The following is a 23195-nucleotide window of genomic DNA, read 5'->3' as shown; positions in this document are numbered from 1 at the left end:
TCTTTTCGTTTTTTGGGGGGTCGTGGTGGGTCTGGGGGTTGTTCCCCCCGGGGGCGCGGGGGCGCCGCGGCGTCCAGGGTCGGGGCAGGGGGTTACGGGCTGTCTCGGGGGCGAAGGGGCGACACCCGGTCTGTGCGATTGCGCTTTCGCGGCGAACGTCTGGCAGAATGACAGGCTGGAAACCCGGAATCGCGAGGCGCCCTCTCTCGTCCAGCGCGACCGGAGTCCATCGGGCGGCCGTGAGCCGGTGTTCCCCACCTGGCGCGGGCCCGTCCAACCAGTGATGAAGTTGGAGTACACCACACCCGTGGCAGTCAAGATCAAGCTCAAGCGTCTGGGGAAGATCCGGAACCCGCAGTACCGGATCGTCGTCGCCGACGCCCGCACCAAGCGGGACGGGCGGGCCATCGAGGAGATCGGGCTCTACCAGCCCAAGCAGGAGCCCTCGCTCATCAAGATCGACTCTGAGCGTGCGCAGTACTGGCTGGGTGTCGGCGCGCAGCCGACCGAGCCCGTGCTCAACCTGCTGAAGATCACCGGCGACTGGCAGAAGTTCAAGGGCGAGCCGGGCGCCGAGGGCACCCTCAAGGTCGCCGAGCCGAAGGCCGACAAGAAGGCCGCGTTCGAGGCCGCCGTCAAGGAGTCGCTGGGCGACGACGAGGCCGCCGGCAGCGCGACCCGCGGCAAGAAGAAGGCCGAGCCGAAGAAGTCCGAGGCGAAGGCCACCGAGACCGACGAAGCCAAGAGCGAGGGCTGACGTGCTCGAAGAAGCGCTCGAGCACCTGGTCCGCGGGATCGTCGAGAACCCGGACGACGTCCAGGTTCGCGCCCGCCGGATCAGGGGCGGCCGGGTCCTGGAGGTGCGCGTGCACCCCGAGGACCTCGGGAAGGTCATCGGCCGAAGCGGTCGCACCGCCAAGGCCCTGCGCACGGTGATCAGCGCCCTCTCCGGAGGCCGTTACGTGCGTGTCGACCTGCTCGACGTCAACGAGGTCCGCTGAGTGGCGTCCCGATGAGCGAACCGCTCGTGGTGGGACGGATCGGACGGCCGCACGGGGTTCGCGGCGAGGTCACCGTCGACGTCCGCACGGACGAACCGGAGTCCCGGTTCGTCCCGGGCACGGCGCTCGCCACCGACCCCGTCACCGCCGGTCCGCTCACCATCGAGCGGAAACGCTGGCATTCGGGACGCCTGCTCGTGCGCTTCGCCGGGGTCGGCGACCGCGACGCCGCGGAGGAACTTCGCGGCACGTGGCTCGTCGTCGACCCCGGTGACATCCCCCCGTCCGCCGACCCGGACGACTTCCACGACCAGGAACTGCTCGGGCTCGCCGTGGTCACCACGGACGGGACCGAGGTCGGCCTGGTCGCGGACGTCCTGCACCACGGCCAGGACCTCCTGGTCGTGCGCGGGGCCGGGGGCGAGAAGCTGGTCCCCTTCGTGGCCGCCCTCGTCCCCGAGGTGGACGTTCCCGGGGGGCGGCTCGTCATAGATCCGCCCCCCGGCCTGCTCGACGAATCATGAGACTCGACGTAATCACGATCTTCCCCGAGTACTTCGCTCCGCTGGAGATCTCCCTCCTGGGCAAGGCCCGGCGCGCCGGCCTGCTGGACGTCCGCGTCCACGACCTGCGCGAATGGACCCACGACCGGCACCGCACCGTCGACGACACCCCCTACGGCGGCGGCCCCGGCATGGTCATGAAACCCGACCCCTGGGGCGAGGCCCTCGACACCCTGGCCCCCCCGCCCAACCCCCCCACCACCCCACCCGTCTCCGGCAAAACGTCCCCGTCTTCCCCCGCAGACGCTTCGGGCGCGACATATCCCGGTGGCGCGTCCACCGGAGCGATGCCAGGCCTTCCGCCTAGCGGACCTGCCACCCCGCGCGCGCCCGGTGGGACGTCCGCGGATGCCTTTGGCGCGACATCTGCAGGTGGCATCTCCGCCGCCGGGCCAGTGCCGCACCCTCCGTCCGGCGGCCCCGGCACCCCGCACGTGCCCGGCGAGACGTCCCCGGCTTCCCCCAGCGCGACATACCCCGGTGGTGCATCTTCCGCAGGGGCGGTGCCGCGGCTGATCATTCCGACGCCGAGCGGGCGGCCGTTCACGCAGGCGGACGCGGTGCGGTACGCGGCGGAGCCGTGGCTGATCTTCGCCTGTGGCCGCTACGAGGGCATCGACTCCCGTGTCGCCGAGGAGGCCCGTACCCGGATGCCGGTGGACGAGGTCAGCCTCGGCGACTTCGTCCTCGCCGGCGGGGAGGTCGCCGTCCTCGTCATGGTGGAGGCGATCGGCCGCCTTCTGCCCGGCGTGCTCGGCAACGCCGACTCCGTCGCCGACGACTCGTTCGCTCCCGGCGCGATGGAGTCGCTCCTGGAAGGCCCCGTCTACACCAAGCCTCCCGTCTGGCGCGAGCGGCCTGTTCCGGACATTCTTCTCTCGGGGCACCATGGCGCGATCGCCCGCTGGCGGCGCGACGAGGCGCTGCGCCGGACGGCCCGTCACCGCCCTGAACTGCTCTCACGCCTCACGCCGGGGGCCCTCGACAAGCACGACCGTGCTGTGCTGCGCGAGGCCGGTTTTCCGGTTGACGGCGAAGATATGGCAGACTAAAGCGTCCGTGCGTCCAGACCGCACGGCACCCCAAGACCACTTTCCGCGGCGCGACGCCCCCACGAAAGACCCACCGGGGCCTCTCGACGCCCGCGTTCGACCACGAGGAACCGCTGCGATGCACACCCTGATCCAGGAGATCGAGAAGGCCGCGATGCGCGCCGACGTCCCGGACTTCCGTCCGGGCGACACGCTGAAGGTGCACGTGCGCGTCACGGAGGGCAACCGGAGTCGTATCCAGGTCTTCCAGGGCGTGGTGATCCGGCGGCAGGGCGGCGGCGCCCGCGAGACCTTCACCGTCCGGAAGGTCAGCTACAGCGTCGGCGTCGAGCGGACCTTCCCGCTCAACAGCCCCTCGATCGACAAGATCGAGGTCGTCACCCGCGGCGACGTCCGCCGCGCCAAGCTCTACTACCTGCGCAACCTGCGCGGCAAGGCCGCGCGCATCAAGGAGAAGCGCGAGCACTGAGCCGATGGACCACGACGCCCCGGGAACCCGCCACGGTGCCCGGGGCGTTGCCCGTTCTGGACGGAGATGATCGGCTTGGCCGTCGGCGACACGCCCACGCGCGGCGTCCCATGGGCACCGCGCCGCTAGGCTTTCGCTCTGATGACTGACGAGGACGATCGGAGAGACGTGCGATCCGAAGCCGAGGGCGCGGTGCCCGAAGAGAAGGAGCCCGTGGACTCGGCCGATGAGACGGCCGACGACTCCGACGACGACGGCAAGCGCAAGAAGAAGCAGGGCTCCTTCTGGAAAGAGCTTCCCGTCCTCATCGTGGTCGCCGTCGTGCTGGCCCTCGTCATCAAGGCGTTCGCGGTCCAGGCGTTCTACATCCCGTCCGGCTCCATGGAGAACACCCTCCAGGTCGGCGACCGCGTCCTGGTCAACAAGATCGTCTACCACACGCGGGACATCGCCCGCGGTGACGTCATCGTCTTCAACGGCCTCGACTCCTGGGACCCCGAGGTCCAGGTCGACGAGCCCAGCAACCCTGTCTCCAAGGCCTTGCGCGCCGTAGGCACCGCCTTCGGCGTCGCGCCCAACGAGAAGGACTACATCAAGCGCGTCATCGGCATCCCCGGCGACCACGTCAAGTGCTGCGACGCCCAGGGCCGCGTCACCGTCAACGGTGTCCCCCTGGAAGAGAAGTCCTACATCTTCACCGACCCGGTCACCCATGAGCAGAACAAACCCTCCAACGACCCCTTCGACGTCACCGTGAAGCCGGGTCAGCTCTGGGTGATGGGCGACCACCGCGAACTGTCCTACGACTCCCGCTCCCACCGCGGCGACCCGGGCGGCGGCACCATCCCGATCGACCGCGTCATCGGCCGCGCCTTCGTCATCGTCTGGCCTCTGGACCGCCTCGGCACTCTGCCGATCCCGGCCACCTTCAAACAACCCGCCCTGGAGAAGTCCGGCGCAGCCGCCCTCCCGGCGGCCCCCTACGCCCTGGGCATCCTCTGCACCTTGCCCCTCGCGTACCTCAGACGCCGCCACCACTACAAACCCTGACCGAAGCGCCAACCCCCAACGAAGCCGACCCGCGCCTGTGAATCCGCACGCCTGATCGGCCACATCGCCCAACCTGGCGCGCGAAACCGCCCTAACAGGGACATGCCGCGCGCTAACCCGCGCGTGACGCGCATCCGCAGCCGAGCTCGGACGGCAGGCACCGCCATGCCCGCCCATCCGTCCAGGCCCCCGGATCGCTCGCTGCCCCAACCCGCGGGATGCGGGGCCCGCCCAGGGAGCGCGTCGCTGCACTGCCGCTTCTGGCTTGGGTGGATTTCGGTGTGGTGCGGCATACGGCAGTAAGGGAGGCGTTCGGGGAGCGCTCGGGGCTTCCTGGGACGTACGCTGCGGAGCATGAACGGTCGTCCACTCCGCTTCACGCCGCGCCGGGACGCAGGACTGTTCGCGTACGAGCGGGCTCTCGGCCACGCGGGTTTCAGCCCCGTCGCCGGGGTCGACGAGGCGGGGCGGGGAGCCTGTGCGGGGCCGATGGTCGTCGGCGCGGTGATCCTCCAGGGCGGGCGAGGGAAGATCGACGGTCTCACGGACTCCAAGCTGCTCACACCCGCACGCCGGGAGCGGTTGTACGCCGAGATCACCGAGCGCGCCTACGCGTGGAGCGCCATCGTCATCCCGTGCCATGACATCGACCGGCTGGGTCTGCACCGGTGCAACATCACCGGGATGCGCCGGGCGCTGGCCGCCCTCGACAAGCGTCCCGCGTATGTGATCAGCGACGGCTTTCCGGTGCCGGGGCTGGACGTCCCCGGCCTCCCGATGATCAAGGGCGACCAGGTCGCGGCCTGCGTCGCCGCGGCGTCCATCATCGCCAAGGTCACAAGGGACCGGATCATGGTGAACCTCCATGAGCGGTATCCCGAGTACGGCTTCGATGTTCATAAGGGTTATGTGACCCGTGCGCACGGCAGGGCGCTCGAACTGCACGGTCCGTGTCCTGAGCATCGGTTCTCCTACGTCAACGTCGGGCGTGCCTTGCGTAACAATGGAGATGTGGTCCTGGAGGAGGAGACCGAGGGGGAACTCCCTGACGAGGACCGCACGGAAGGGGCACGAGCGTGAGCGCGGAGGATCTCGAAAAGTACGAGACCGAGATGGAGTTGCAGCTCTATCGCGAGTACCGCGACGTCCTCGGGCTGTTCACCTACGTCGTCGAGACCGAGCGCCGGTTTTACCTGACGAACTCGGTCGACCTCCAGGTGCGCAGCGTCGACAACGGCGAGGTCTTCTTCGAGGTCACCATGCAGGACGCCTGGGTCTGGGACATGTACCGTCCGGCCCGCTTCGTCAAGAACGTTCGAGTCGTCACGTTCAAGGACGTCAACGTCGAAGAACTGGCGAAGAGCGACTTCGAGCTCCCCTCCGAGCAGTAGCCCGTCGAAACGCACGAGCTGTCCTCCTGAGTCGATGTACGCCGGAAGAGCGCTCCTTCCCTCCAGCCAAGTTGGGTGCTCCCTCGCAAAGTCGCCGCTGATCTGGTGACTGCTGGGGGGAGCGAGTCCCTTCACGCCGGTCTGGTCGTTGCTCCAGCGGGCGGTCAGTGCGGAGCTGGTGTTGCTGGTGAGAGGGAGCGCTTCTCTTCGGCCAGGTTCGTCCTCAAGAGTGCGGTCGTCGCTGATCTGGTTGCTTGCTAGGGACGCATCCCTCCGGTTGGGTCGGTGCTCTATCGCGGGGTTGCTGCTGATCTGGTGTCTGCGGGGGGCGCGGGTCCGGTAGCTGCGCGGGGACGGTCGTTGATGGTGGATGTGTGCGGCCGGGTGACCTGTTTGCGTGGCTCGGTGTTCTCTGGGCTGCAGCCAGGGGCAGGCGTGTGATCGTGGTGTGGGTCATCGGGGTTCCTGTGGGTGGTCGTTGTCGGTGCGGGGGAGTTCCGGGGGGTCAGCTGCCTGGAGAGTGGGTGGCGTGTTCGACCTGCCGGACTTCGTCAGGCGCCAGCCGGAGGACGTGCGCTCTATGAAGCCGCCCGCGGCGAGCAGGCCGAGTTTGGCGTTGACGGTGTTCAGGTCCACGCCCGCCTTGACGGCGAGCTGGGCGGGGCCGGCCGCGCCGCGGGCCGGGAACGCCTCCAGCACGGAGCGGGTGACCGGTTCCAGCCGGTCGCGGGGCAGGACGGGGGTGGCGGGCGGCGGGGCCAGGTCGGTGCCGATGCGGCCGACGGCCTCGATGATCTCCTCGGGGCGGGTGACGAGCGTGGCGCCCTCCTCGCGCAGGAGGCGGTGGCAGCCGATCGAGGAGCGGGAGGTGATCGGGCCCGGCACCGCCATGACCATGCGGCCGAGCTTGGCCGCCCAGCCGGCGGTGTTGAGGGCGCCGCTGCGCGCTTCCGCCTCGACGACGACCGTGCCCCGGGAGAGTGCCGCGATCACCCGGTTGCGGACGAGGAAGCGGAGGCGGTGCGGGTGGGTGCCCGGCGGTGACTCGCTCACCAGGAGTGAGCGCCGCGCCATCTCGGCGAAGAGCCCCTCGTTGGAAGCCGGGTAGGGCACGTCCACGCCGTTCGCCAGGACCGCCACGGTCGGGCCGTCGGCGGCCAGGGAGCCGCGGTGGGCGGCCGCGTCGATGCCGAGAGCCCCGCCGGAGATCACCGTCCAGCCCTGGTCGGCGAGTTCGGAGGCGAAGTCGGCGGCGGCGCGCAGGCCGTAGGGGGACGCGGCGCGGGAACCGACGATGGCGACCGAACGCAGGCAGCTGTAGCGCAGGTCGCCGGGGCCGCGCAGCCACAGGGCGTACGGGCGGCCTGCGCCGAGATCGTCGAGGGTCGTCGGCCATTCGGGCTCTCCCGGGCAGATGAGGCGGCCGCGGAACTGGGCGCACACGGACATGTCCTGGTCGGGCTCCGCCGCGATGAGCCGGATCCGCCAGTTGTCGAGACGCCGGACCTCCTGAGGGGAGGCCGACAGGCCCTGGGGGAGCCGGGTGGTCCGGATGGCCTCCAGTGCGTCCTCGGGGCCGCAATGGTCGATCATCCGGTTGAGGAAGGCGTCTCCGGGTTCCGCGACCGCGGTCAGGGTGGCGCGGGCGGTTCGCTCGTCGCTCATTGGCGCCCCGCTGACCAGAGGGTGAGCGCTCCGCCGACGTCGTCCGGCCCCGGCTCGTCGTGGCCCGCGAGGTCGGCGATCGTCCAGGCCACCCGCAGGACGCGGTCGAGGCCGCGGGCGCTGAGCGTGCCCCGGTGCAGGGCTTCGTCGGCGCCGTGCATCGCATCCTGGGGCGGTGTGAAACGGCGACGCAGCTCCGGCCCGGGGACCTCGGAGTTCGATCGCCACGGGGTGCCGGTGAGGCGTCTCATCGTTCGTTCGCGCGCCAGCATGACCCGTTCGGCCACCACCTTGCTCGATTCGGCGAACTCCAGGTCGTAGCGGAGTTCGGCGCGGCTGGCCGGGGCGAGCTCCAGCTTGAGGTCGATGCGGTCGAGCAGCGGGCCCGACAGCCGGCTGGCGTACTTGCGGCGCACGCCCGGGGCGCAGGAGCAGTCGATCTGTTTCGCCGCGGCGCACGGGCACGGGTTCGCCGCGAGGACGAGAGTGAACCGGGCGGGGAAGTGCGCGATGCCCTCGATGCGGCTGATTCGCACTTCTCCCTCCTCGAGTGGTTGCCGCAGGGCGTCGAGTGTTCCGGCGATGAACTCCGGCGCCTCGTCCAGAAAGAGGATTCCTCGGTGGGCCAGGGAGACCGCGCCAGGTTGGAGCACGCGGCCCGAGCCGCCGCCGACCATCGAGGCACGGGAGGCCGTGTGGTGCGGTGCGTAGAACGGGGGCTGCGTGATCAGGGGCTGCCCCGGACGGAGGGTCCCGGCGATGGAGTGGATCGCGGTGACCTCCAGGGCGACCTCCGGTTCGAGGGGCGGCATCAGCGTCGGGAGCCGCTCCGCGAGCATGGTCTTCCCGCAGCCGGGCGGACCCGCGAAGAACAGGTGGTGCCCTCCGGCGGCGCTGATCTCCAGAGCGCGGCGCGCTTCGGCCTGGCCTCTGACGTCGGCCAGATCCAGGTCGGGCGAGATGTCCTGTTGCCGCAGGCCGAACCCCTTCGGGGGCGAGGGAGGGGCTTCCTCGTCCTCCTCGAAGGGCGGTGGCTCGTCGCGCAGTAGGCACAGCAGCCCGCGGAGCGTGTTCGCGGGCACCACCTTCGTATCCGGGACGAGTTCGGCTTCCTCGGCGTTGGCGCGCGGGACGACGACCGTGCGGTAACCGCGGTTCGCGGCGGCCAACACTGCGGGCAGCACGCCCTGGGCGGGGCGGATGCGCCCGTCCAGGCCCAGCTCTCCGATCAGCACCATCTCCGCGCCGCTGCGCGGTGGGATCACCTCCGCCGCCCCGAGCAGCGCGATCGCTATCGCCAGGTCGAAGGTCGCGCCCTTCTTCGGCATGCTTGCCGGGAACAGGGAGACCGTGACATGGCGGTTCGGCCAGTCCTCGCCGGAGTTGAAGATCGCCGCCCTGACGCGGTCGCGGGCCTCGCTGAGGGCGGTGTCGGGGAGGCCGACGAGGTGCAGGCCCGGGACGCCGCTGGTGATGGCCGCCTCGACGTCCACGACGAAGCCGTCCACGCCGACGAGGGAGACCGAGCGCGTTCTGGCGAGCGTCATCTAGCACACCTCCTTGAGATGATCGATCGAGAAGTCGTCGCCGTCGCCGATCAGGCCGAGCACGTCAACCCGCATCGGCGCGCCGCTGACGCCGTGCGCGGCGGCCCACCTCCAGGCCAGCCGCCGTAGCCGGGTCGCCTTGCCGACGGTGATCGCGTCGAGGGGATCACCGAAGCGGGCCGACCGGCGGGTCTTCACCTCGCACACGACGTGCCGGCGCCCGTCAAGGGCGATGATGTCCAGTTCCCCCTCGGGGCACCGCCAGTTGCGGTCGAGGATCGTCCAGCCGAGTCCGGCCAGGTACCGGACGGCGGCGTCCTCGCCGCGGCGGCCGAGATCAATGTGGGCAGTCATGGGCCTCACCTCCGGACTTCGACAGTGCCGGAGTCTCACGGAACGTAGTCGCAGAACCGCGTACTGTGGATAACTTGGGGGAGCTTCCGGGTGATTCGCTCGAAACCGGGGTTCGGTGCTTGCTTCGGTCGGGGCCTTGGCGCAGCGTGACGCCTGTGACCAACGCGCTGGAGGACGCCGTCGCCGAGTTCGGCCGTCATCTGCGCGCCGAGCGGGACGTCTCGCCCCACACCCTGCGGGCCTATCTCGGTGATCTAGCCGACTTGTGCGCCTATGCCGCCCTTGCCGGCCTGACGGAACCGGCCGAACTGGATGTCTCGGTGCTGCGGGCATGGCTCGCCCGTCAACATGCTCTCGGCCGCTCCCGAGCGACCCTGGCCCGACGGACGGCGGCGGCCCGCGCGTTCACCCGCCATCTGCACCGGCGGCGGCTTCTTGAGAACGATCCCGGTCTGCTGCTGGGCACGCCCAAACGACGGCGTGATCTCCCTGCCGTCCTCACTCAGGACGATGCGGCACATCTCCTGGATACCGTCGACGTTGAAGGTCCCGTCGGGCTCCGCGATCTGGCCGTCCTAGAGGTTCTCTACGCCACGGGAGTCCGCGTGAGCGAACTGTGCGGGCTCGACATCGACGACCTGGACACTGGGCGCAGGACCGTTCGAGTGCTGGGAAAAGGTGGGCGTGAGCGCACGGTTCCTCTAGGAGAGCCGGCTGCCCGCGCTGTCCAGGATTGGCTGCGCGCCGGACGTCCCGCACTCGCGACCGAGAACAGTGGCCCCGCCCTCTTCCTCGGCACACGCGGAGGCCGCCTGCACCCCACGAGCGCGCGGCGGATCGTCCATACGAGGATCTCGGAGGTAGGGCAGATTCCCGATCTCGCTCCGCACGGCCTCCGCCACTCTGCCGCCACCCACCTCCTCGAGGGCGGCGCCGATCTGCGAAGCGTCCAAGAGATCCTCGGCCACGCGTCCCTGCAGACGACCCAGATCTATACGCACGTATCCGCCGAGCGCCTGAGACAAGTCCATCGCCAAGCCCACCCCCGAGGCAGCCGCTCCGAGTAGCCCCGAGACAGGGCGGCGTTGTTCGGGGATGGCTTGCCGCCCGGCTCTGGTGGAGCCGGGCGGCATGGGTGGGTCTGGTCAGGGGGCGCGGCGTAGGTGGCGTTCCTGGGAGAGGTTGATGACGCCTGGCGGCTGACGGCGACGGCGGTGCAGTCGGAAGCGGAGGCGGGTTCGGCGCCACGCGAAGGCCAGGGCGAAGGCCAGAACCATGCCCGACAGTGCTCCGCCCGTGGCCGTGGCGGCGTCGCGCAGGGCCATCCTTGGCTGTGGCGACGGCGAATCGACGGGACGCGGCGTCGCCGTGGGTGTGGGCCGCTGCCAGAGAGGCAGGAGACGCACCTGGCGCTGGACGAGGTTGAGCGGATTCAGATATAGGGCACCGCGGCGCAGACCCCAGTGCAGGCATGTCATGGGGCAGTGGAGCAGCCCCCGTTCCAGAACGCCGATCCGTGTGCCGGACGTGACGCGGCGCCCGACATGGATGCCGGGACGGACGGGCAGGTACGTGGTCCGCAGGGCGCCGTGGTCGATGGTCACGACGCCTCGTCCCGCTAGATCGTCGGCGTACGCGACGCGTCCTGGCCCGGCGGCGTAGACGGACTGCCCCGGACGCGCCGCGAGGTCCACACCGCGGTGGCCCGCGCCCCAAGGGATGGCCGGAGGCGAGAAGCCGCGCACCACCGGCGGGGCCGGCGGCCCTAAGGGCCAGCGCCAGGCGTCCAGGCCGGGCGATCCGATGGCGATCATGCACGTAAGGAGCAGCGAGAACACGGTCATGGACCGAACCCTGCCCGGCGGCGGACGGGCTCGTCGATGGGGTTCGCGAACTGTGGATAACTGCGGGGAAATCGATGAGGCCCGGACACCTTCGCGCCCTGATAATCTGTAGGTGTGTCTGAGAGGACACCGGTCAGGGCCAGGCCGTCGTCGTTCCGCTCCAGGGCGGGCGGCGAGAAGCCGCTCCCAGAGCGGACGGGACCCAGATCCGGCAACGGGTCACAGCCGCCTGGAGGTATCCCGGCGGCTGATTTCACGCGTCCGCATGCCACCGCGATGGTGGGGCGCAGTCCCTCGGTCCGTCGCCTCGGCGACGGTGGGGCCGCACCCGGGCGCAGGCAGATAACCAAATGCGGCCCGACAGGGTCAGAGAAGGAGAACACGGGCAATGGCACCCGTCGTCACCATGCGGCAGCTCCTCGAGAGCGGCGTCCACTTCGGCCACCAGACCCGCCGGTGGAACCCGAAGATGAAGCGCTTCATCCTCACCGAGCGCAACGGCATCTACATCATCGACCTGCAGCAGTCGCTGTCCTACATCGACCGCGCGTTCGAGTTCGTCAAGGCCACGGTCGCCCACGGCGGGACGATCCTGTTCGTCGGCACCAAGAAGCAGGCCCAGGAGTCCATCGCCGAGCAGGCGACCCGGGTCGGCATGCCCTACGTCAACCAGCGCTGGCTGGGCGGCATGCTCACGAACTTCTCCACCGTCCACAAGCGGCTCACCCGGCTCAAGGAGCTGGAGGAGATCAACTACGACGACGTGGCCGGCTCCGGCATGACCAAGAAGGAGCTCCTCGGCCTGCGCCGCGAGAAGGACAAGCTGGAGCGCACCCTCGGCGGTATCCGCGACATGGCGAAGGTTCCGAGCGCCATCTGGATCGTGGACACCAAGAAGGAGCACATCGCGGTCAACGAGGCCAAGAAGCTCGGCATCCCGGTCGTGGCCATCCTCGACACCAACTGCGACCCCGACGAGGTCGACTACCCGGTCCCGGGCAACGATGACGCCATCCGCAGCGTCAGCCTGCTGACCCGCGTCGTGGCCGACTCCGTCGCGGACGGCCTCATCGCCAAGGCGGGCGCCGCGCCCGGTGGCGACGAGAAGCCGGCCGAGGGCACCGCGGCCGCCGGCAGCGAGCCCCTGACCGAGTGGGAGCGCAATCTGCTGAAGCCCGGCGAGGCCGAGGGCGCCGCAGAGGCCCCTGCCGAGACCGAGGCCGCGGCCGAGGCCCCTGCCGAAGCCCCCGCCGAGGCGCCCGCGGAGGCTCCCGAGGCCGCCGCCGAGGCCCCGGCTGAAGAGGCTCCGGCTGAGGAGGCCCCGGCTGAGGAGGCCCCGAAGGCCGCCGAGGCCGAGCAGGCTTGATCCGCCGGTCCCGGCGGTGTCCACGCGGACGCCGCCGGGACCGTCGCGGGTCCCACGACCAACGACGAGAGAAGCGAAGAGAGCGATGGCCAACTTCACCGCCGCTGACGTCAAGCGGCTGCGCGACCTGACCGGCTCCGGCATGATGGCCGTGAAGAACGCCCTCACCGAGGCGGACGGCGACTTCGAGAAGGCGACCGAACTGCTGCGTCTCAAGGGCGCCAAGGACGTCGGCAAGCGCGCCGAGCGCACCGCCGCCAACGGCCTGGTCGCCGAGCACTTTGCGAACTCCGGTGACGGGGCGCTCCTGGAGCTCAACTGCGAGACCGACTTCGTCGCCAAGAACGCGCAGTTCATCGAGCTCGCCCAGCGTCTGGTCGAGTTCGCGGCCGCCAACGGCGCCGCGGACGCCGCCGCCCTGCTGGCCGCCGAGATCGAGCCCGGCAAGACCGTCCAGGCCCTGATCGAGGAGAACAGCGCCAAGATCGGCGAGAAGCTGGAGCTGCGCCGGTTCGCCCACTTCCAGGGCGCCTATGTGGCCAGCTACCTGCACAAGTCCGACCCGTCGCTGCCGCCGACCACCGGCGTGCTGGTCGAGCTCGACACCGAGAACGCCGAGGTCGCCAAGGACATCGCCCAGCAGATCGCGGCGATGGCCCCCAAGTACCTCACCCGCGAGGAGATCCCCGCCGAGGCGGTCGAGAAGGAGCGGGCGCTCGCCGAGCAGCTCACCCGCGACGAGGGCAAGCCCGAGCAGGCCATCCCGAAGATCGTCGAGGGTCGGGTGAACGCCTACTTCCGCGACTTCGTGCTCGTTGAGCAGGCGTTCGTGAAGGACAGCAAGAAGACGATCGCGAAGGTCCTCGACGAGGCCGGCGTGAAGGTCGTCCGCTTCGCCCGGTTCAAGGTCGGGCAGGCTTAAGGGCACTCTGGAAACGAGTACCCGAGACATAGCGAACGCAACGAGGAGGCCGCCGACGTGCCGGACAAGACGACCAGTAGCGCGACGGCGGCCTCGTCGTCCGGCCAGCACGCGCCGCGCGCGGGCTGGAAGAGGGTGTTGCTGAAGCTCTCGGGCGAGGCCTTCGCCGGACGCGACCCGCTCGGCATCGACCCCGAGGTCGTCCAGCATGTCGCCGAGGCGATCGCCGAAGCCGTCCGGGACGGCGTGCAGGTGGCGGTCGTGTGCGGCGGCGGCAACATGTTCCGCGGCGCCGTCATGGCCGAGCGGGGCATGGACCGCGGGCGCGCCGACTACATGGGGATGATCGGCACCGTCATCAACTGCCTGGCCCTGCAGGACTTCCTGGAGAAGCTCGGGCTCGACACGCGCGTGCAGACCGCCATCACCATGAGCCAGGTCGCCGAGCCCTACATCCCGCGCCGCGCCATCCGGCACCTGGAGAAGGGCCGCGTGGTCATCTTCGGCGCCGGGCTCGGCCAGCCGTTCTTCTCCACCGACACGACCGCCGCCCAGCGCGCGCTGGAGATCGGCGCGGAGGCGGTACTGAAGGCCACGCAAGTGGACGGTGTCTACGATGCCGACCCCCGAAAGAATCCAGACGCGGTCAAGTTCGACCGTTTGGAATACGGTGAAGTTCTACAGCGGAGCCTGAAGGTCATGGACGCCACGGCCATCAGCCTCTGCATGGACAACGCGCTCCCCATCGTGGTCTTCGACCTCATGGGGCAGGGCAACATCGTCCGGGCCGTCCGGGGTGAGAAGATCGGCACGCTGGTCAGCCCGGCGGAGGGCTGACCGCAGCCCACGGCCGCGCCGGACGCGGCGCGGAACCGCAGGACCAGGGCCGACCAGATGACACGGGAGTCACAGTGATCGACGAGACCCTCCTCGAAGCCGAGGAGAAGATGGAGAAGGCGGTCGCGGTCGCCAAGGAGGACTTCCAGGCCATCCGCACCGGCCGGGTCACGCCCGCGATGTTCAACAAGATCACGGCTGAGTACTACGGGACGCCGACGCCGATCAACCAGCTCGCGTCCTTCACGCTCCCCGAGCCGCGGATGGTCGTCGTCCAGGTCTTCGACAAGTCGTCCATGCAGGCGGTCGAGCGGGCCATCCGCGACAGCGACCTCGGCGTGAACCCCACCAACGACGGCAACGTCATCCGGGTCGTCTTCCCGGACCTGTCGGAGGAGCGTCGCAAGGAGTTCATCAAGGTCGCCGGCACCAAGGCGGAGGACAGCCGGGTCTCGATCCGCAACATCCGGCGCCGCGCCAAGGACGCCCTCGACAAGCTGGCCAAGGACGGCGAGGCCGGCGAGGACGAGGTCAGGCGTGCCGAGAAGGAACTCGACGACACGACGCACCGCTACGTGGCGCAGATCGACGAGCTACTTGAGCACAAGAAGGCCGAACTGCTCGAAGTGTGATGAGACTCGATGACGCCGGGGAGCCCTCGGGCTCCCCGGACGAGCCGGAGGTCGACATGGCCGGCCCACCCCCCGGAGAAGCACTGGACTCGCCCCCCGGGCAGGGGTCGGACGGCTCCGGCGATCCCCCCACCCCCGGTGAACCCTCGCCTTCCGGTGGCGCGACCCCCGCTGGGAAGCCGCAAGGCAAGACGGGGCGCAACCTCCCGCTCGCGATTGGCGTGGGCGTCGCGCTCGGCGCTCTCGTGTTGCTTTCGCTGTACACGGTCAAGGAGATCTTCCTTGGCGTGATGGTCGTGTTCCTGTTCCTCGGTATGCGGGAACTGACCGAGGCCCTCAAGAGCCGTGACATCCGCGTCCCGTTCATCCCTGTCGCGACGGGAATGGTCGGCACGCCCGTCGTCGCCTACGTGTGGGGGTCCACCGCAACCGTCGCGGCGGTCTCGCTGACGGTCCTGGCGTTGCTGATGACACGCATGACGGAGGGCGCCTCCGGATACGTGCGGGACGTCACCGCCGGATCGCTCGTGGCCGGCTACCTGGTGCTGATGGGCGGGATCGTCGCGCTGCTCATGCGCCCCGCCGACGGCGACCACCGGATCGTCATCTTCATCGCCACCACCGTCGCCAGTGACATCGGCGGCTATTTCGCCGGTTCCTTCCTGGGCAAGCACAAGCTCGCGCCCACGATCAGCCCGAAGAAGACGTGGGAGGGTGTCACCGGGTCCGCCATCACCTGCATGATCGTCGGCGGGTGGCTGGTGTGGTGGCTCCTGGACGGCGGCCACATCTGGCAGGGCGTGATCATCGGGCTCGCCGCCGTGGTCACCGCGACCGCCGGCGACCTGGTCGAATCGATGATCAAGCGCGATCTCGGGATCAAGGACATGGGGACGCTCCTGCCCGGTCACGGGGGAGTGATGGACCGTCTCGACTCCCTGGTCGCGACCGCCCCCGTCGTGTGGCTGCTGCTGGAGTTGTTCGTCCCCAGTTAGGACGTCCCGGGGCGTTCCTTGCCCTGCCCGTGCCCCAGCCCCTGGGGGTCTCTAAGAGACGACCCACGAACGGCCCTGCTGGGCCAGTCGCCGGATGAGCGCGTCGGATCCCTCGCTCTTGGCGAATCTGTGTTCCTCGGCCGTGATGGGCACGAGCCAGAGCCATCGGACGGCGTCGCCGCTGAGTGTCAGGCCGGTCATGCCGGGCGCCTCAGGACCTGCGAGACGGTTCGGGTCGTCTAGGAGAAGCACTCCCTCCCACGACGACTCGCCATTGCCGAGGGGGAACGTGCGCGCCTCGTGGTACCACTTGACGACGTCCCCCGGAGCGAACCACGTCACCGAACGCCACGGATACTGCGCCAGCCACGGGAAGATGCTGCCCGACCGCTGGCTGGGCAGCGTACTGGCAACCGCCAACTCGATGCGTCCGTATGGGGCGACGTCATCTTCGTAGAGTTCGACCGTGGGCATCCGCTGGCGGCTCATCCCGACCGTGCTCAGAACGGTGAACTTCCGGTCACCCCTTGCGGGCCGTTCCGATACCCCTACTGTCGGGGCCATGCTCGGCCTGCCGTTCGCCAACTGGCGTCCGACATCGTGCCAGTAGTGGCCACTGGGACCCAGGCGTTGCAGGAGGTGACCGAGAATCGACTGCTGGAACTCCGCCCAGGAGCCGTCCGCGCGGCACCTTTTCCAGTGCTCGCGCGCCTGGTCGACGCGCGGTCCGAAGTCCTCGATCTCCTCGTCCAGAGGAAAGGCGAACGGGCTCTGCAGTGTGGCGTCGCGAGCGTAGCCGGGGATGCCGCGCCCTATGTCGGACCAACCGGGAATCACCGCCAGCAGGCCGCCCTCCTCCAGGAGCGCCACACCGTCGCCCTCCTCGAACCAGACGACCTCCAGCGTTTCCGGTGCCAGCGCTGGGCGTCCCGCGGGGTGGCGCACGTGGGACTCCGGCAGGAGAGGGGCGCGGCCCGCGTCGAGCCGCGACCGGTCCAGATCCCGTGGGGCTTCGCGGTGGTTCGCGACCCAGACCGCCCCGATCACCGAGTCTCGCGCGTCCTTCAGGTAGGCCGCGGTGACCTCGCCGTCGGTCTCGACGGTGAGCCGCCGGCTGCCGTACGGGCTGGCCGCCGCGTGGACGACCGTGGCCGCGGACCCCTGGGGCGAGGCGGCGCCCCTACGCAATACCGACATGATCGAGACCTTAGCCGCAGACAGGACCGTGTGCAGGAATGTCGCTGTTCACGTATGGGCGGGCGGCCAGGTACGGACGAGGCACGCGCAGGTGTTTGCGACACTGGAAGGACCATGTCTACCACCCAGCCCTCCGCGACCGGTGCCGCGCCCAAGAAGACCCCGGCGAAGCTCGTCTTCGCCGCACCGAGGCGCGGCAAGCCGCCGAGGCATCTCGCCGACCTCACCACGGCCGAGCGTCGCGAGGCGGTCGCCGCGCTGGGGGAGAAGCCGTTCCGCGCCGACCAGCTGTCGCGCCACTACTTCGCGCGTCTGGTCGACGATCCCGCCAAGATGACGGACCTGCCGGCCACCGTCCGGGATCGCCTCGTGTCCGAGTTGCTGCCCTCGCTGCTGATTCCAGTACGCGAGATGGACTGCGACGGCGGGACGACTCTCAAGACGGTCTGGAAGGCCTTCGACGGCGTCCTGTTCGAGTCGGTCCTGATGCGTTATCCGGACCGGGCGACGATGTGCGTCTCGTCGCAGGCAGGCTGCGGCATGAACTGCCCCTTCTGCGCGACCGGTCAGGCCGGGCTCACCCGCAACCTTTCCACGGCCGAGATAGTCGAGCAGGTCGCCGCGGGCGCGCGCGCTCTCGCAAGCGGACGCGTCCCAGGGGGTCAGGGGCGCGTCTCCAACATCGTCTTCATGGGCATGGGCGAGCCCCTGGCCAACTACAAGGCCGTGATAGGCGCGGTCAGGCGCATCACCGATCCGGCACCCGCCGGGCTGGGTATCTCTCAGCGTTCGGTCACGGTCTCCACGGTCGGGCTCGTCCCCGCCATCGAGAAGCTCGCCGCCGAGGACATGTCGGTCAGGCTCGCGGTGTCCCTGCACGCGCCCGACGACGAGCTGCGCGACGACCTCGTGCCCATCAACAACCGGTGGAAGGTCTCCGAGGTGCTGGACGCCGCCTGGGCCTACGCCGAGCGCAGCGGGCGCCGCGTCTCGATCGAGTACGCCCTCATCAAGGACGTCAACGACCAGGCCTGGCGGGCTGATCTTCTCGGAAGGCTCTTGCGCGGGCATCTCGTACACGTCAATCTGATCCCGTTGAACCCAACGCCGGGTTCCAAGTGGACCGCCTCCCGGCCCGAGGACGAGCGCGAGTTCGTCCGGCGCCTGGAGGCCCACGGGGTCCCGGTCACGGTGCGCGACACTCGGGGCAGGGAGATCGACGGGGCCTGCGGGCAGCTGGCCGCGGCGACCAAGGACTGAGCGCGCCGCGGGCGCGTTCCTGGTGCCGCGCGGTGCGCGGGGACACGGCTGAGGAGCGCGGTGCCGGTGAAGACGGGTACACGGCTGCCGGTGGTCTTGAGGGGCTATGACCGGGCCCAGGTCGACGTCCTGCTCAAACGGATCTCGCAGGCACTGAACGGCGGACCGCCGATGTCCGCGGACGAGGTGCGCCAGGTCCGCTTCACCACCGTCCTGCGCGGCTACGACCACCGCGCCGTGGACGAGCTGCTCCGCGAGTGCATCAGGGAGCTCCAGGCCCGGGCGCCGATCGGGGAACGTCCCGGCCGCACCCGTGCCCAGCCGGCCTGGCTGATCAACTGGATCCAGAACGCGCGGTTCTCCGGCGCCGGCCTGCGCCCCGGCTACGACGTGCGGGACGTGGACGCCTTTCTCGAGCGCGTGATCGCCGGCCTGCGCGGCGTGGCACCGCCCGTGACGGCCCGCGACGTGCGGGAGAGCGCGTTCCGGGCGGTCCGCTTCGGACCCGGCTACGACGAGCAGGAAGTCGACCGCTTCCTGCTGCAACTCGCCGCCGCCCTCGAACGCTGACGAAGTTATCCACAATTTCGCGGGATGCTGCGCGCCGTGTGAGGCCCACGCCACGCTACGTGCATGGATCCCTTCGCCGCACAGAACCGACGGCTCCGAGCCCTGTTCGACTCCTTCCTCACGCCTGAGATCACGGCGATCCTGCTGCCTTTGATCAAGCCCGGGCTGCGCCTCTCCACCTGCGGTGAGGTGCCCGTCCACCTCGGCGGCGCCCCGCTGCTCCCGCCGGACGAGCCATGGCCGACGTGGAACGGCCGCCCACTCGACTTCTTAGGGGCGATCGACTTCGCGGGCCTCGCCGGCCTGCCGCGGGCCTCCGGCCTGCCGGCCTGCCGCGCCGCGTTCTACTACGCGACCGAAATCCCCCGTCCATGGGGCGACGAACCTGGCCAACGCGACGGCTGGCGCGTCTTTACCGGCGCCCTTCGCCCTGTGACCCCGCCGGCGGGCACCCTGCCCTACCCGCAGACCACGCTGGGCGCCGCGCCGTTCCTCTCCCTGCCCTCTCCCCAGGAGGCCGTCATCCAGCGGCTGGAGATGGTTTGGGACGGCATCGTGCCCGTGTACGAACAATTGCACGCCGCATGGACGCGCCACACCTGCCCGGACGATGCACCCGCCCACCAACTGGGCGGCTGGCCGACCCTCGTCCAGCGCCCCCTCGGCCCCGACTGCCTTTACGCGTCGACCGGCCGCACCCTGAATTCCCTCAACCCACCGGCCCTCACGCCGGACGAGCAACGCGCGGTCGAGGAGTGGCACCTCCTCCTCCAACTCGACTCCGACGACCGCCTCGGCTGGTACTGGGGCGACCCGGGCCGCATCTACTTCTGCAACCGCCGCGACACACCTTTGGAGCAGACATGGCTAACCGTCCAGGCCGCGTAACGCACGCCCGGGCATATCCCGGACAGCCGCCCACCCCACCAGAGCAGGCCGCGCAACGGTGGTGGGTGGTCAGGGGGTGCGGCGGGTGGTGAGGAGGTAGGCCGTGCCTACGACTGTGGACCAGACGAGGAGATGGAGGGCTGTGGTGGGGAAGTGCGAGACGAAGACGTTCGGGCCGTCGTGAGCTGCGCGCATCCATCCGATCATTGGGATGGAGAGCCAGGAGAGGCGTCCCATGCCGAGGAGCAGGAGCGCGGTCGCGCCGCCGAGGAGCGCCATCAGCGAGATGCCGGGATCGGGGATGACGGCGCGGCTCGTCCAAGCCCCGAGCAGCGTGCCCGGGACGGCGACGAGGAGGTTCAGCGCACAGCCCGTCAGAATCGCCCGCCCAGATGAGCCCACCTGGAATGCCTGGATGAGAGGGACGGCCAATGCCGTGATGCCCAGTGCGATGTTCACGCTGTACGCGGCGAGCAGGCCCGCCCACGTGGGCCCGGACTGGTGGCGGGCCGCAGTGGCGGTCAGAGAGCGCTGCTCGTCGGGTTGCGTGTCGAGGAGGGCGCGGGCCGCCCAGGCCCACACGGGGAACATGAACGCCGCCACGTCCGCGAAGGTCCGTACGGCGAGCTCCCCGGCGTCAGGGCCGCTCGGCCCCTGCGCGAGGACCAGCGCCACGAGCAGGGCCACGACGATCAGCGGCTGCAGGACGCGCAGCGAGCGAAGGTAACCCGCCACCTGGAAGCGGATGATCGCGATCATTGTTCGCGCCTCCGCACCCGGTAGCCGTCGGCCCTCAGCTTCGTCTCCAGGGTGTCGGCCTCGTCCTCGGGCACCTCGACCTCCAGGACGGTCCAGTGACCGGCGCCTTCAGAAGAAAGCGGAGTAACGGTGCCGTTGGCGACGTGCAGGCGGTCGACGGCGGGCATCGCCTCGATGCAACGCTGATGGTCGCTGACGACGACCGTGGAGCCGCGCGAGGCGAACTCGGAGATCAGCTCGGGCAGCGAGTCGCGCGTGGCGGCGTCCAGGCCCGCGAAGGGTTCGTCCAGGATCAGCAGTTCAGGGTCCGCCATCAGCGCCTGCGCGAGCCCGATCTTCTGAGCGCTGCCCTTCGACAGCTCGGACAGCCGGACATCGAGGAGGTGGTCGAAGCTCAGTCGCTCCGCCCAGACGTCGCAGGTCGCCGCAGGGACGCGCCGTATGGCCGCCATGTGGCCCAGGTAGGCCCGGACGCTGAACGGCTGGTCGACCGGAAACCGCTCCGGCGCATACCCCACTCGTGCGGGACGGTCTTTGACGGCGCCCGCTCGTGGTCTACGCAGGCCGGCCATCACACGGAGAAGCGTGGACTTCCCCGCGCCGTTGTGACCGGTCACCTCGGTCACGCTGCCCTCCGGAAGCGACACCGTGACGTCCCGGAACACCCAGGGGTCCCGGCGCCGATAACGAAAGGCGACACGCTCCAGCCGCATGAAACCCAAACCGTAGAGACCCCCGCGTAAGGACGGTGTTAGCCCACACGGCCCCGACCCGCGCCTCCCCACAAGCAGACCGGCGGCGGGAGCCTTGGGCCCGCCGAGTACAGCCAATCGCTCTCACAACACATGCTCCCGGTCGCCCCGAGGTCGGCCTCAATGCCCGCGCCCCGAGGCCAGCCTCAAGCGCTGCTCGTCATCAGGAGATGTGATCTCAAGCGGGCCGGGATTCGCTCTTGCGGACGTCGGGGCGGGGCGGCGGGTGAAGCGGCCCGGTGGGGTCTGATTCTTAGTTCTTCCTCGCCGAGCAGTACCTGGTTGGGGAGTCATCGTCGATGCCGACTATGACGAGTTTGTCGGGGTTGGGGGGCGTGCTTGGTGAAGTGTTTGTTGACCGCGAACCGGGCACTGGCGTGTACCCGTCGCTGGAGGCTGGATGGCGCTGGAAGGCGGCGGGCTGGGGCGCTGAGCCGACGTGGTGTGGGGTGGCCGGTAGTCGTGCCGCCCGCTCGGCGGTGATGGGCTTGGCCGGGTCCTGAGCGCGGCGGGGTGGGTGGTGGCGTGCATGGGTGGCTGGCCGGGCGGTGGGCGATGGCGTGCGTGAGGTGGGCGTGGGGGGTGGCGGTTTGCCGGGTGGTGGTGGCCTTGTGGCCTTGTGGGGTGGGGTGGTCTGGGTGGTGGTGGGGTTAGGGCTGGAGTGCTTTGGTTAGGCGGGTTGCGTAGGTGGCGGCTTCGGAGTCGGAGGTGTATTTCTGGCGTGGCCAGAAGAAGCCGCGGAGGCCGTCCTTGGGATTGCGGGGAACTACGTGTACGTGCAGGTGGGGGACGCTCTGGCTGATCCGGTTGTTCATGGCTACGAACGAGCCCGCTGCTTCGAGGACGGATTCCATCGCTTTCGCAAGGCGTTGGGCTTGCGCGAAGAACGGCCCGATAAGGTCCTCGGGCAGATCCGTAAGCGTCTCGTAGTGCGTCCGGGGGACCAGCAGTGTGTGTCCCTTGAACAGGGGCCGGGCGTCGAGGAAAGCCATCGCGTCCGGCGTGTCCAGCACGACGTGCGCGGGCCGCTCTCCCTTGATGATTTCGCAGAACAGGCACGCCTTGGTCACAGGTTCACCCATCCCCCTATTCTTCAGCCCCACCCGTCGGCAACCGCAAGCATCCCCGGAGGTGCGCTTGTCACCATCTCGGCCCGTCACCGATGGGCGGAGGGCTGGGCGTGACCGGCAGGCCAGAGTCAGCGCGTGTGGAGGTGGCCGATGGGGCGGGGCCGCGTGTTGGGCGTGAGGGGTCTCGTGTGGCGGGTCAGGGCATGGCCAGTAGCAGGGCCGTGTAGGGAGGGATCGGGTCTGGGGCGGACTCCGCCGGTTCTTGGGCGGCGGCGTGTTCGTAGAGGTCGCGTTCGGCGCGGTCCAGGGCGGCTGACAGGACGAAGTCGGTGACCGACCAGCCGATCAGCTCGGCCGCCGCGCGGATCACGAGGAACTGCTCCGCGGTGGTCCGGAAGGCGATGTGATCGTCGGCGGGATCGGCCGGAAGGTTCTGGCGAACCGACTCGGGCATGGCCGGTCTCCTTCCTTGCGGCCTTTCAAAGTACGCCGCGAGGTGTTGCCTGGACATCCCCTCTGAGAACGAGAATCGTCGGGTATCGGGTGGAGTCAGCGGGTTCCCCAGGAGTAGGTCTGTTTGCGAAGTTTGAGGTATACGAAGCTCTCGGTGGAGACGACGCCCGGGATGGCGCGGATACGGCCGAGAAGTTCCAGAAGACGATCGTCGTCCTCGCAGACGAGTTCCAGGAGGATGTCGAACGAGCCCGCGGTGATCACGACGTAGTCGATCTCGTCCAGGGCCGCGAGTTCGTCGGCGGTCTTCTCCAGGTCGCCTTCGCACCTGACACCGATCATCATTTGGCGATGGAATCCGAGCATGAGCGGGTCGGTGACGCCGACGATCTGCATGACCCCGGTGTCGAGGAGCTTCTGCACGCGCTGGCGCACGGCGGCCTCGGAGAGGCCCACGGCCTTGCCGATGGCGGCGTAGGAGCGGCGGCCGTCCTGCTGGAGCTGCTCGATGATCTGCTTGGCGGTCTCGTCGAGCTGGACGCGGGGTGCCCGTTCCAT

The 23195-nt window shown here is 69.6% G+C and carries 26 protein-coding genes and 2 pseudogenes; 18 read left to right on the top strand and 10 right to left on the bottom strand.

Annotation, left to right across the window (positions count from 1 at the left end; all coding sequences use genetic code 11):
- Positions 1-307: 307 nt before the first annotated feature.
- The 9 genes and pseudogenes from rpsP to AB0C84_RS24945 all read left to right on the top strand — a co-directional run bounded on the left by rpsP (position 308) and on the right by AB0C84_RS24945 (position 5526).
- A complete protein-coding gene (gene rpsP, locus AB0C84_RS24985; RefSeq protein WP_179843327.1) occupies positions 308-757 on the top strand; it encodes a 30S ribosomal protein S16 in 450 nt (149 codons plus the stop codon).
- Position 758: 1 nt separating this feature from the next.
- On the top strand, positions 759-1001 hold the full coding sequence (locus tag AB0C84_RS24980) for an RNA-binding protein (protein ID WP_179843326.1): 243 nt from the start codon (positions 759-761) through the stop codon (positions 999-1001).
- An 11-nt stretch (positions 1002-1012) separates the two neighbouring features.
- Positions 1013-1525, top strand: coding sequence for a ribosome maturation factor RimM (rimM, locus tag AB0C84_RS24975; protein WP_179843325.1), 513 nt, complete (start codon positions 1013-1015; stop codon positions 1523-1525).
- Positions 1522-1734, top strand: a pseudogene (locus tag AB0C84_RS24970) (tRNA (guanosine(37)-N1)-methyltransferase TrmD); the annotation flags it as partial. The gene rimM and the pseudogene AB0C84_RS24970, both read left to right, overlap by 4 nt.
- A 336-nt stretch (positions 1735-2070) precedes the next feature.
- Positions 2071-2616 (top strand): annotated as a pseudogene (locus tag AB0C84_RS24965) (tRNA (guanosine(37)-N1)-methyltransferase TrmD); the annotation flags it as partial.
- Between the two features lie 118 nt (positions 2617-2734).
- Positions 2735-3085 (top strand): 50S ribosomal protein L19, encoded by a 351-nt coding sequence (gene rplS / locus AB0C84_RS24960; protein WP_149257798.1) that lies wholly within the window; start codon positions 2735-2737, stop codon positions 3083-3085.
- A 168-nt stretch (positions 3086-3253) separates the two neighbouring features.
- Positions 3254-4135 carry a signal peptidase I gene (gene lepB, locus AB0C84_RS24955; protein ID WP_361070605.1) on the top strand — a complete coding sequence of 294 codons (882 nt, stop codon included), beginning with the start codon at positions 3254-3256 and terminating at the stop codon, positions 4133-4135.
- 354 nt (positions 4136-4489) lie between these two features.
- The gene (locus tag AB0C84_RS24950; RefSeq protein WP_258938536.1) at positions 4490-5215 is read left to right on the top strand and encodes a ribonuclease HII; all 726 of its coding nucleotides are present in this window, start codon (positions 4490-4492) and stop codon (positions 5213-5215) included.
- Entirely contained in the window at positions 5212-5526 is a 315-nt protein-coding gene (locus AB0C84_RS24945) for a DUF2469 domain-containing protein (RefSeq protein WP_179843322.1), read from the top strand. Before AB0C84_RS24950 ends, AB0C84_RS24945 begins: the two co-directional genes overlap by 4 nt.
- A gap of 453 nt (positions 5527-5979) precedes the next feature.
- On the opposite strand, the gene dprA is transcribed toward AB0C84_RS24945, so the two are convergent.
- From dprA to AB0C84_RS24930, 3 genes are read right to left on the bottom strand one after another with little or no spacing between them, the layout of a single operon-like run.
- Positions 5980-7191, bottom strand: a complete 1212-nt coding sequence (dprA, locus tag AB0C84_RS24940; RefSeq protein ID WP_361070600.1) for a DNA-processing protein DprA — start codon at positions 7189-7191, stop codon at positions 5980-5982.
- Positions 7188-8738, bottom strand: a complete 1551-nt coding sequence (locus AB0C84_RS24935) for a YifB family Mg chelatase-like AAA ATPase (protein WP_361070597.1) — start codon at positions 8736-8738, stop codon at positions 7188-7190. Before AB0C84_RS24935 ends, dprA begins: the two co-directional genes overlap by 4 nt.
- Positions 8739-9092: a YraN family protein gene (locus AB0C84_RS24930; protein ID WP_361070593.1), complete on the bottom strand. Its 354-nt coding sequence runs from the start codon at positions 9090-9092 to the stop codon at positions 8739-8741.
- Positions 9093-9247: 155 nt separating this feature from the next.
- On the opposite strand from AB0C84_RS24930, the gene AB0C84_RS24925 reads away from it, so the two are divergent.
- Positions 9248-10159, top strand: a complete 912-nt coding sequence (locus tag AB0C84_RS24925) for a tyrosine recombinase XerC (RefSeq protein WP_361070589.1) — start codon at positions 9248-9250, stop codon at positions 10157-10159.
- A gap of 78 nt (positions 10160-10237) precedes the next feature.
- Here AB0C84_RS24925 and AB0C84_RS24920 read toward each other — a convergent pair whose 3' ends face one another.
- The gene (locus AB0C84_RS24920; protein ID WP_361070586.1) at positions 10238-10936 is read right to left on the bottom strand and encodes a M23 family metallopeptidase; all 699 of its coding nucleotides are present in this window, start codon (positions 10934-10936) and stop codon (positions 10238-10240) included.
- Between the two features lie 388 nt (positions 10937-11324).
- On the opposite strand from AB0C84_RS24920, the gene rpsB reads away from it, so the two are divergent.
- The 5 genes from rpsB (at position 11325) to AB0C84_RS24895 (ending at position 15688) form a co-directional block, all read left to right on the top strand.
- Positions 11325-12302 (top strand): 30S ribosomal protein S2, encoded by a 978-nt coding sequence (gene rpsB / locus AB0C84_RS24915; RefSeq protein WP_361070583.1) that lies wholly within the window; start codon positions 11325-11327, stop codon positions 12300-12302.
- 85 nt (positions 12303-12387) lie between these two features.
- Positions 12388-13224 carry a translation elongation factor Ts gene (tsf, locus tag AB0C84_RS24910; RefSeq protein WP_179843317.1) on the top strand — a complete coding sequence of 279 codons (837 nt, stop codon included), beginning with the start codon at positions 12388-12390 and terminating at the stop codon, positions 13222-13224.
- 57 nt (positions 13225-13281) lie between these two features.
- A complete protein-coding gene (gene pyrH, locus AB0C84_RS24905) occupies positions 13282-14061 on the top strand; it encodes a UMP kinase (RefSeq protein ID WP_089312861.1) in 780 nt (259 codons plus the stop codon).
- Positions 14062-14135: 74 nt separating this feature from the next.
- A complete protein-coding gene (gene frr / locus AB0C84_RS24900; RefSeq protein ID WP_179843315.1) occupies positions 14136-14693 on the top strand; it encodes a ribosome recycling factor in 558 nt (185 codons plus the stop codon).
- Between the two features lie 56 nt (positions 14694-14749).
- On the top strand, positions 14750-15688 hold the full coding sequence (locus AB0C84_RS24895; protein WP_361070618.1) for a phosphatidate cytidylyltransferase: 939 nt from the start codon (positions 14750-14752) through the stop codon (positions 15686-15688).
- Between the two features lie 51 nt (positions 15689-15739).
- Here the strand turns inward: AB0C84_RS24895 and AB0C84_RS24890 are convergent, their stop codons facing one another.
- Complete coding sequence (locus AB0C84_RS24890; protein ID WP_361070578.1) at positions 15740-16885, bottom strand: suppressor of fused domain protein; 1146 nt, start codon at positions 16883-16885, stop codon at positions 15740-15742.
- Between the two features lie 114 nt (positions 16886-16999).
- Here AB0C84_RS24890 and rlmN point away from each other — a divergent pair, with 114 nt between their 5' ends.
- From rlmN to AB0C84_RS24875, 3 genes are all read left to right on the top strand, one after another.
- On the top strand, positions 17000-18145 hold the full coding sequence (gene rlmN, locus AB0C84_RS24885; protein WP_361070574.1) for a 23S rRNA (adenine(2503)-C(2))-methyltransferase RlmN: 1146 nt from the start codon (positions 17000-17002) through the stop codon (positions 18143-18145).
- A 66-nt stretch (positions 18146-18211) separates the two neighbouring features.
- A complete protein-coding gene (locus tag AB0C84_RS24880; RefSeq protein WP_361070571.1) occupies positions 18212-18715 on the top strand; it encodes a DivIVA domain-containing protein in 504 nt (167 codons plus the stop codon).
- Between the two features lie 63 nt (positions 18716-18778).
- The gene (locus tag AB0C84_RS24875; protein WP_361070568.1) at positions 18779-19603 is read left to right on the top strand and encodes a YwqG family protein; all 825 of its coding nucleotides are present in this window, start codon (positions 18779-18781) and stop codon (positions 19601-19603) included.
- A 69-nt stretch (positions 19604-19672) separates the two neighbouring features.
- Here the strand turns inward: AB0C84_RS24875 and AB0C84_RS24870 are convergent, their stop codons facing one another.
- The 5 genes from AB0C84_RS24870 to AB0C84_RS24850 form a co-directional block, all read right to left on the bottom strand.
- The gene (locus tag AB0C84_RS24870) at positions 19673-20362 is read right to left on the bottom strand and encodes a hypothetical protein (RefSeq protein WP_361070565.1); all 690 of its coding nucleotides are present in this window, start codon (positions 20360-20362) and stop codon (positions 19673-19675) included.
- Positions 20359-21075, bottom strand: a complete 717-nt coding sequence (locus AB0C84_RS24865) for an ABC transporter ATP-binding protein (protein ID WP_361070562.1) — start codon at positions 21073-21075, stop codon at positions 20359-20361. Before AB0C84_RS24865 ends, AB0C84_RS24870 begins: the two co-directional genes overlap by 4 nt.
- 689 nt (positions 21076-21764) lie before the next feature.
- Positions 21765-22196, bottom strand: coding sequence for an HIT family protein (locus tag AB0C84_RS24860; RefSeq protein WP_361070560.1), 432 nt, complete (start codon positions 22194-22196; stop codon positions 21765-21767).
- A 184-nt stretch (positions 22197-22380) separates the two neighbouring features.
- On the bottom strand, positions 22381-22638 hold the full coding sequence (locus AB0C84_RS24855) for a DUF1778 domain-containing protein (RefSeq protein WP_361070557.1): 258 nt from the start codon (positions 22636-22638) through the stop codon (positions 22381-22383).
- Between the two features lie 95 nt (positions 22639-22733).
- Entirely contained in the window at positions 22734-23195 is a 462-nt protein-coding gene (locus AB0C84_RS24850; RefSeq protein WP_179843305.1) for an Lrp/AsnC family transcriptional regulator, read from the bottom strand.

The sequence above is a fragment of the Actinomadura sp. NPDC048955 genome, from assembly GCF_040649435.1.
Lineage (GTDB): Bacteria > Actinomycetota > Actinomycetes > Streptosporangiales > Streptosporangiaceae > Spirillospora > Spirillospora luteofluorescens.
Note: the sequence above shows the minus strand (reverse complement) of the source record. Positions and strands in the feature narration are given on the sequence as shown.

Excerpts from the sequence above, each read along its gene's own strand:
- rlmN (WP_361070574.1), top strand. The coding sequence starts at position 17,000 with ATGTCTACCACCCAGCCCTCCGCGACCGGTGCCGCGCCCAAGAAGACC.
- AB0C84_RS24860 (WP_361070560.1), bottom strand. The coding sequence starts at position 22,196 with ATGGGTGAACCTGTGACCAAGGCGTGCCTGTTCTGCGAAATCATCAAG.
- AB0C84_RS24855 (WP_361070557.1), bottom strand. The coding sequence starts at position 22,638 with ATGCCCGAGTCGGTTCGCCAGAACCTTCCGGCCGATCCCGCCGACGAT.
- AB0C84_RS24935 (WP_361070597.1), bottom strand. The coding sequence starts at position 8,738 with ATGACGCTCGCCAGAACGCGCTCGGTCTCCCTCGTCGGCGTGGACGGC.
- AB0C84_RS24890 (WP_361070578.1), bottom strand. The coding sequence starts at position 16,885 with ATGTCGGTATTGCGTAGGGGCGCCGCCTCGCCCCAGGGGTCCGCGGCC.
- AB0C84_RS24895 (WP_361070618.1), top strand. The coding sequence starts at position 14,750 with ATGGCCGGCCCACCCCCCGGAGAAGCACTGGACTCGCCCCCCGGGCAG.
- AB0C84_RS24870 (WP_361070565.1), bottom strand. The coding sequence starts at position 20,362 with ATGATCGCGATCATCCGCTTCCAGGTGGCGGGTTACCTTCGCTCGCTG.
- dprA (WP_361070600.1), bottom strand. The coding sequence starts at position 7,191 with ATGAGCGACGAGCGAACCGCCCGCGCCACCCTGACCGCGGTCGCGGAA.
- AB0C84_RS24930 (WP_361070593.1), bottom strand. The coding sequence starts at position 9,092 with ATGACTGCCCACATTGATCTCGGCCGCCGCGGCGAGGACGCCGCCGTC.
- rimM (WP_179843325.1), top strand. The coding sequence starts at position 1,013 with ATGAGCGAACCGCTCGTGGTGGGACGGATCGGACGGCCGCACGGGGTT.
- AB0C84_RS24950 (WP_258938536.1), top strand. The coding sequence starts at position 4,490 with ATGAACGGTCGTCCACTCCGCTTCACGCCGCGCCGGGACGCAGGACTG.
- AB0C84_RS24875 (WP_361070568.1), top strand. The coding sequence starts at position 18,779 with ATGGATCCCTTCGCCGCACAGAACCGACGGCTCCGAGCCCTGTTCGAC.
- AB0C84_RS24850 (WP_179843305.1), bottom strand. The coding sequence starts at position 23,195 with ATGGAACGGGCACCCCGCGTCCAGCTCGACGAGACCGCCAAGCAGATC.
- rpsB (WP_361070583.1), top strand. The coding sequence starts at position 11,325 with ATGGCACCCGTCGTCACCATGCGGCAGCTCCTCGAGAGCGGCGTCCAC.
- AB0C84_RS24865 (WP_361070562.1), bottom strand. The coding sequence starts at position 21,075 with ATGCGGCTGGAGCGTGTCGCCTTTCGTTATCGGCGCCGGGACCCCTGG.
- tsf (WP_179843317.1), top strand. The coding sequence starts at position 12,388 with ATGGCCAACTTCACCGCCGCTGACGTCAAGCGGCTGCGCGACCTGACC.
- rplS (WP_149257798.1), top strand. The coding sequence starts at position 2,735 with ATGCACACCCTGATCCAGGAGATCGAGAAGGCCGCGATGCGCGCCGAC.
- AB0C84_RS24920 (WP_361070586.1), bottom strand. The coding sequence starts at position 10,936 with ATGACCGTGTTCTCGCTGCTCCTTACGTGCATGATCGCCATCGGATCG.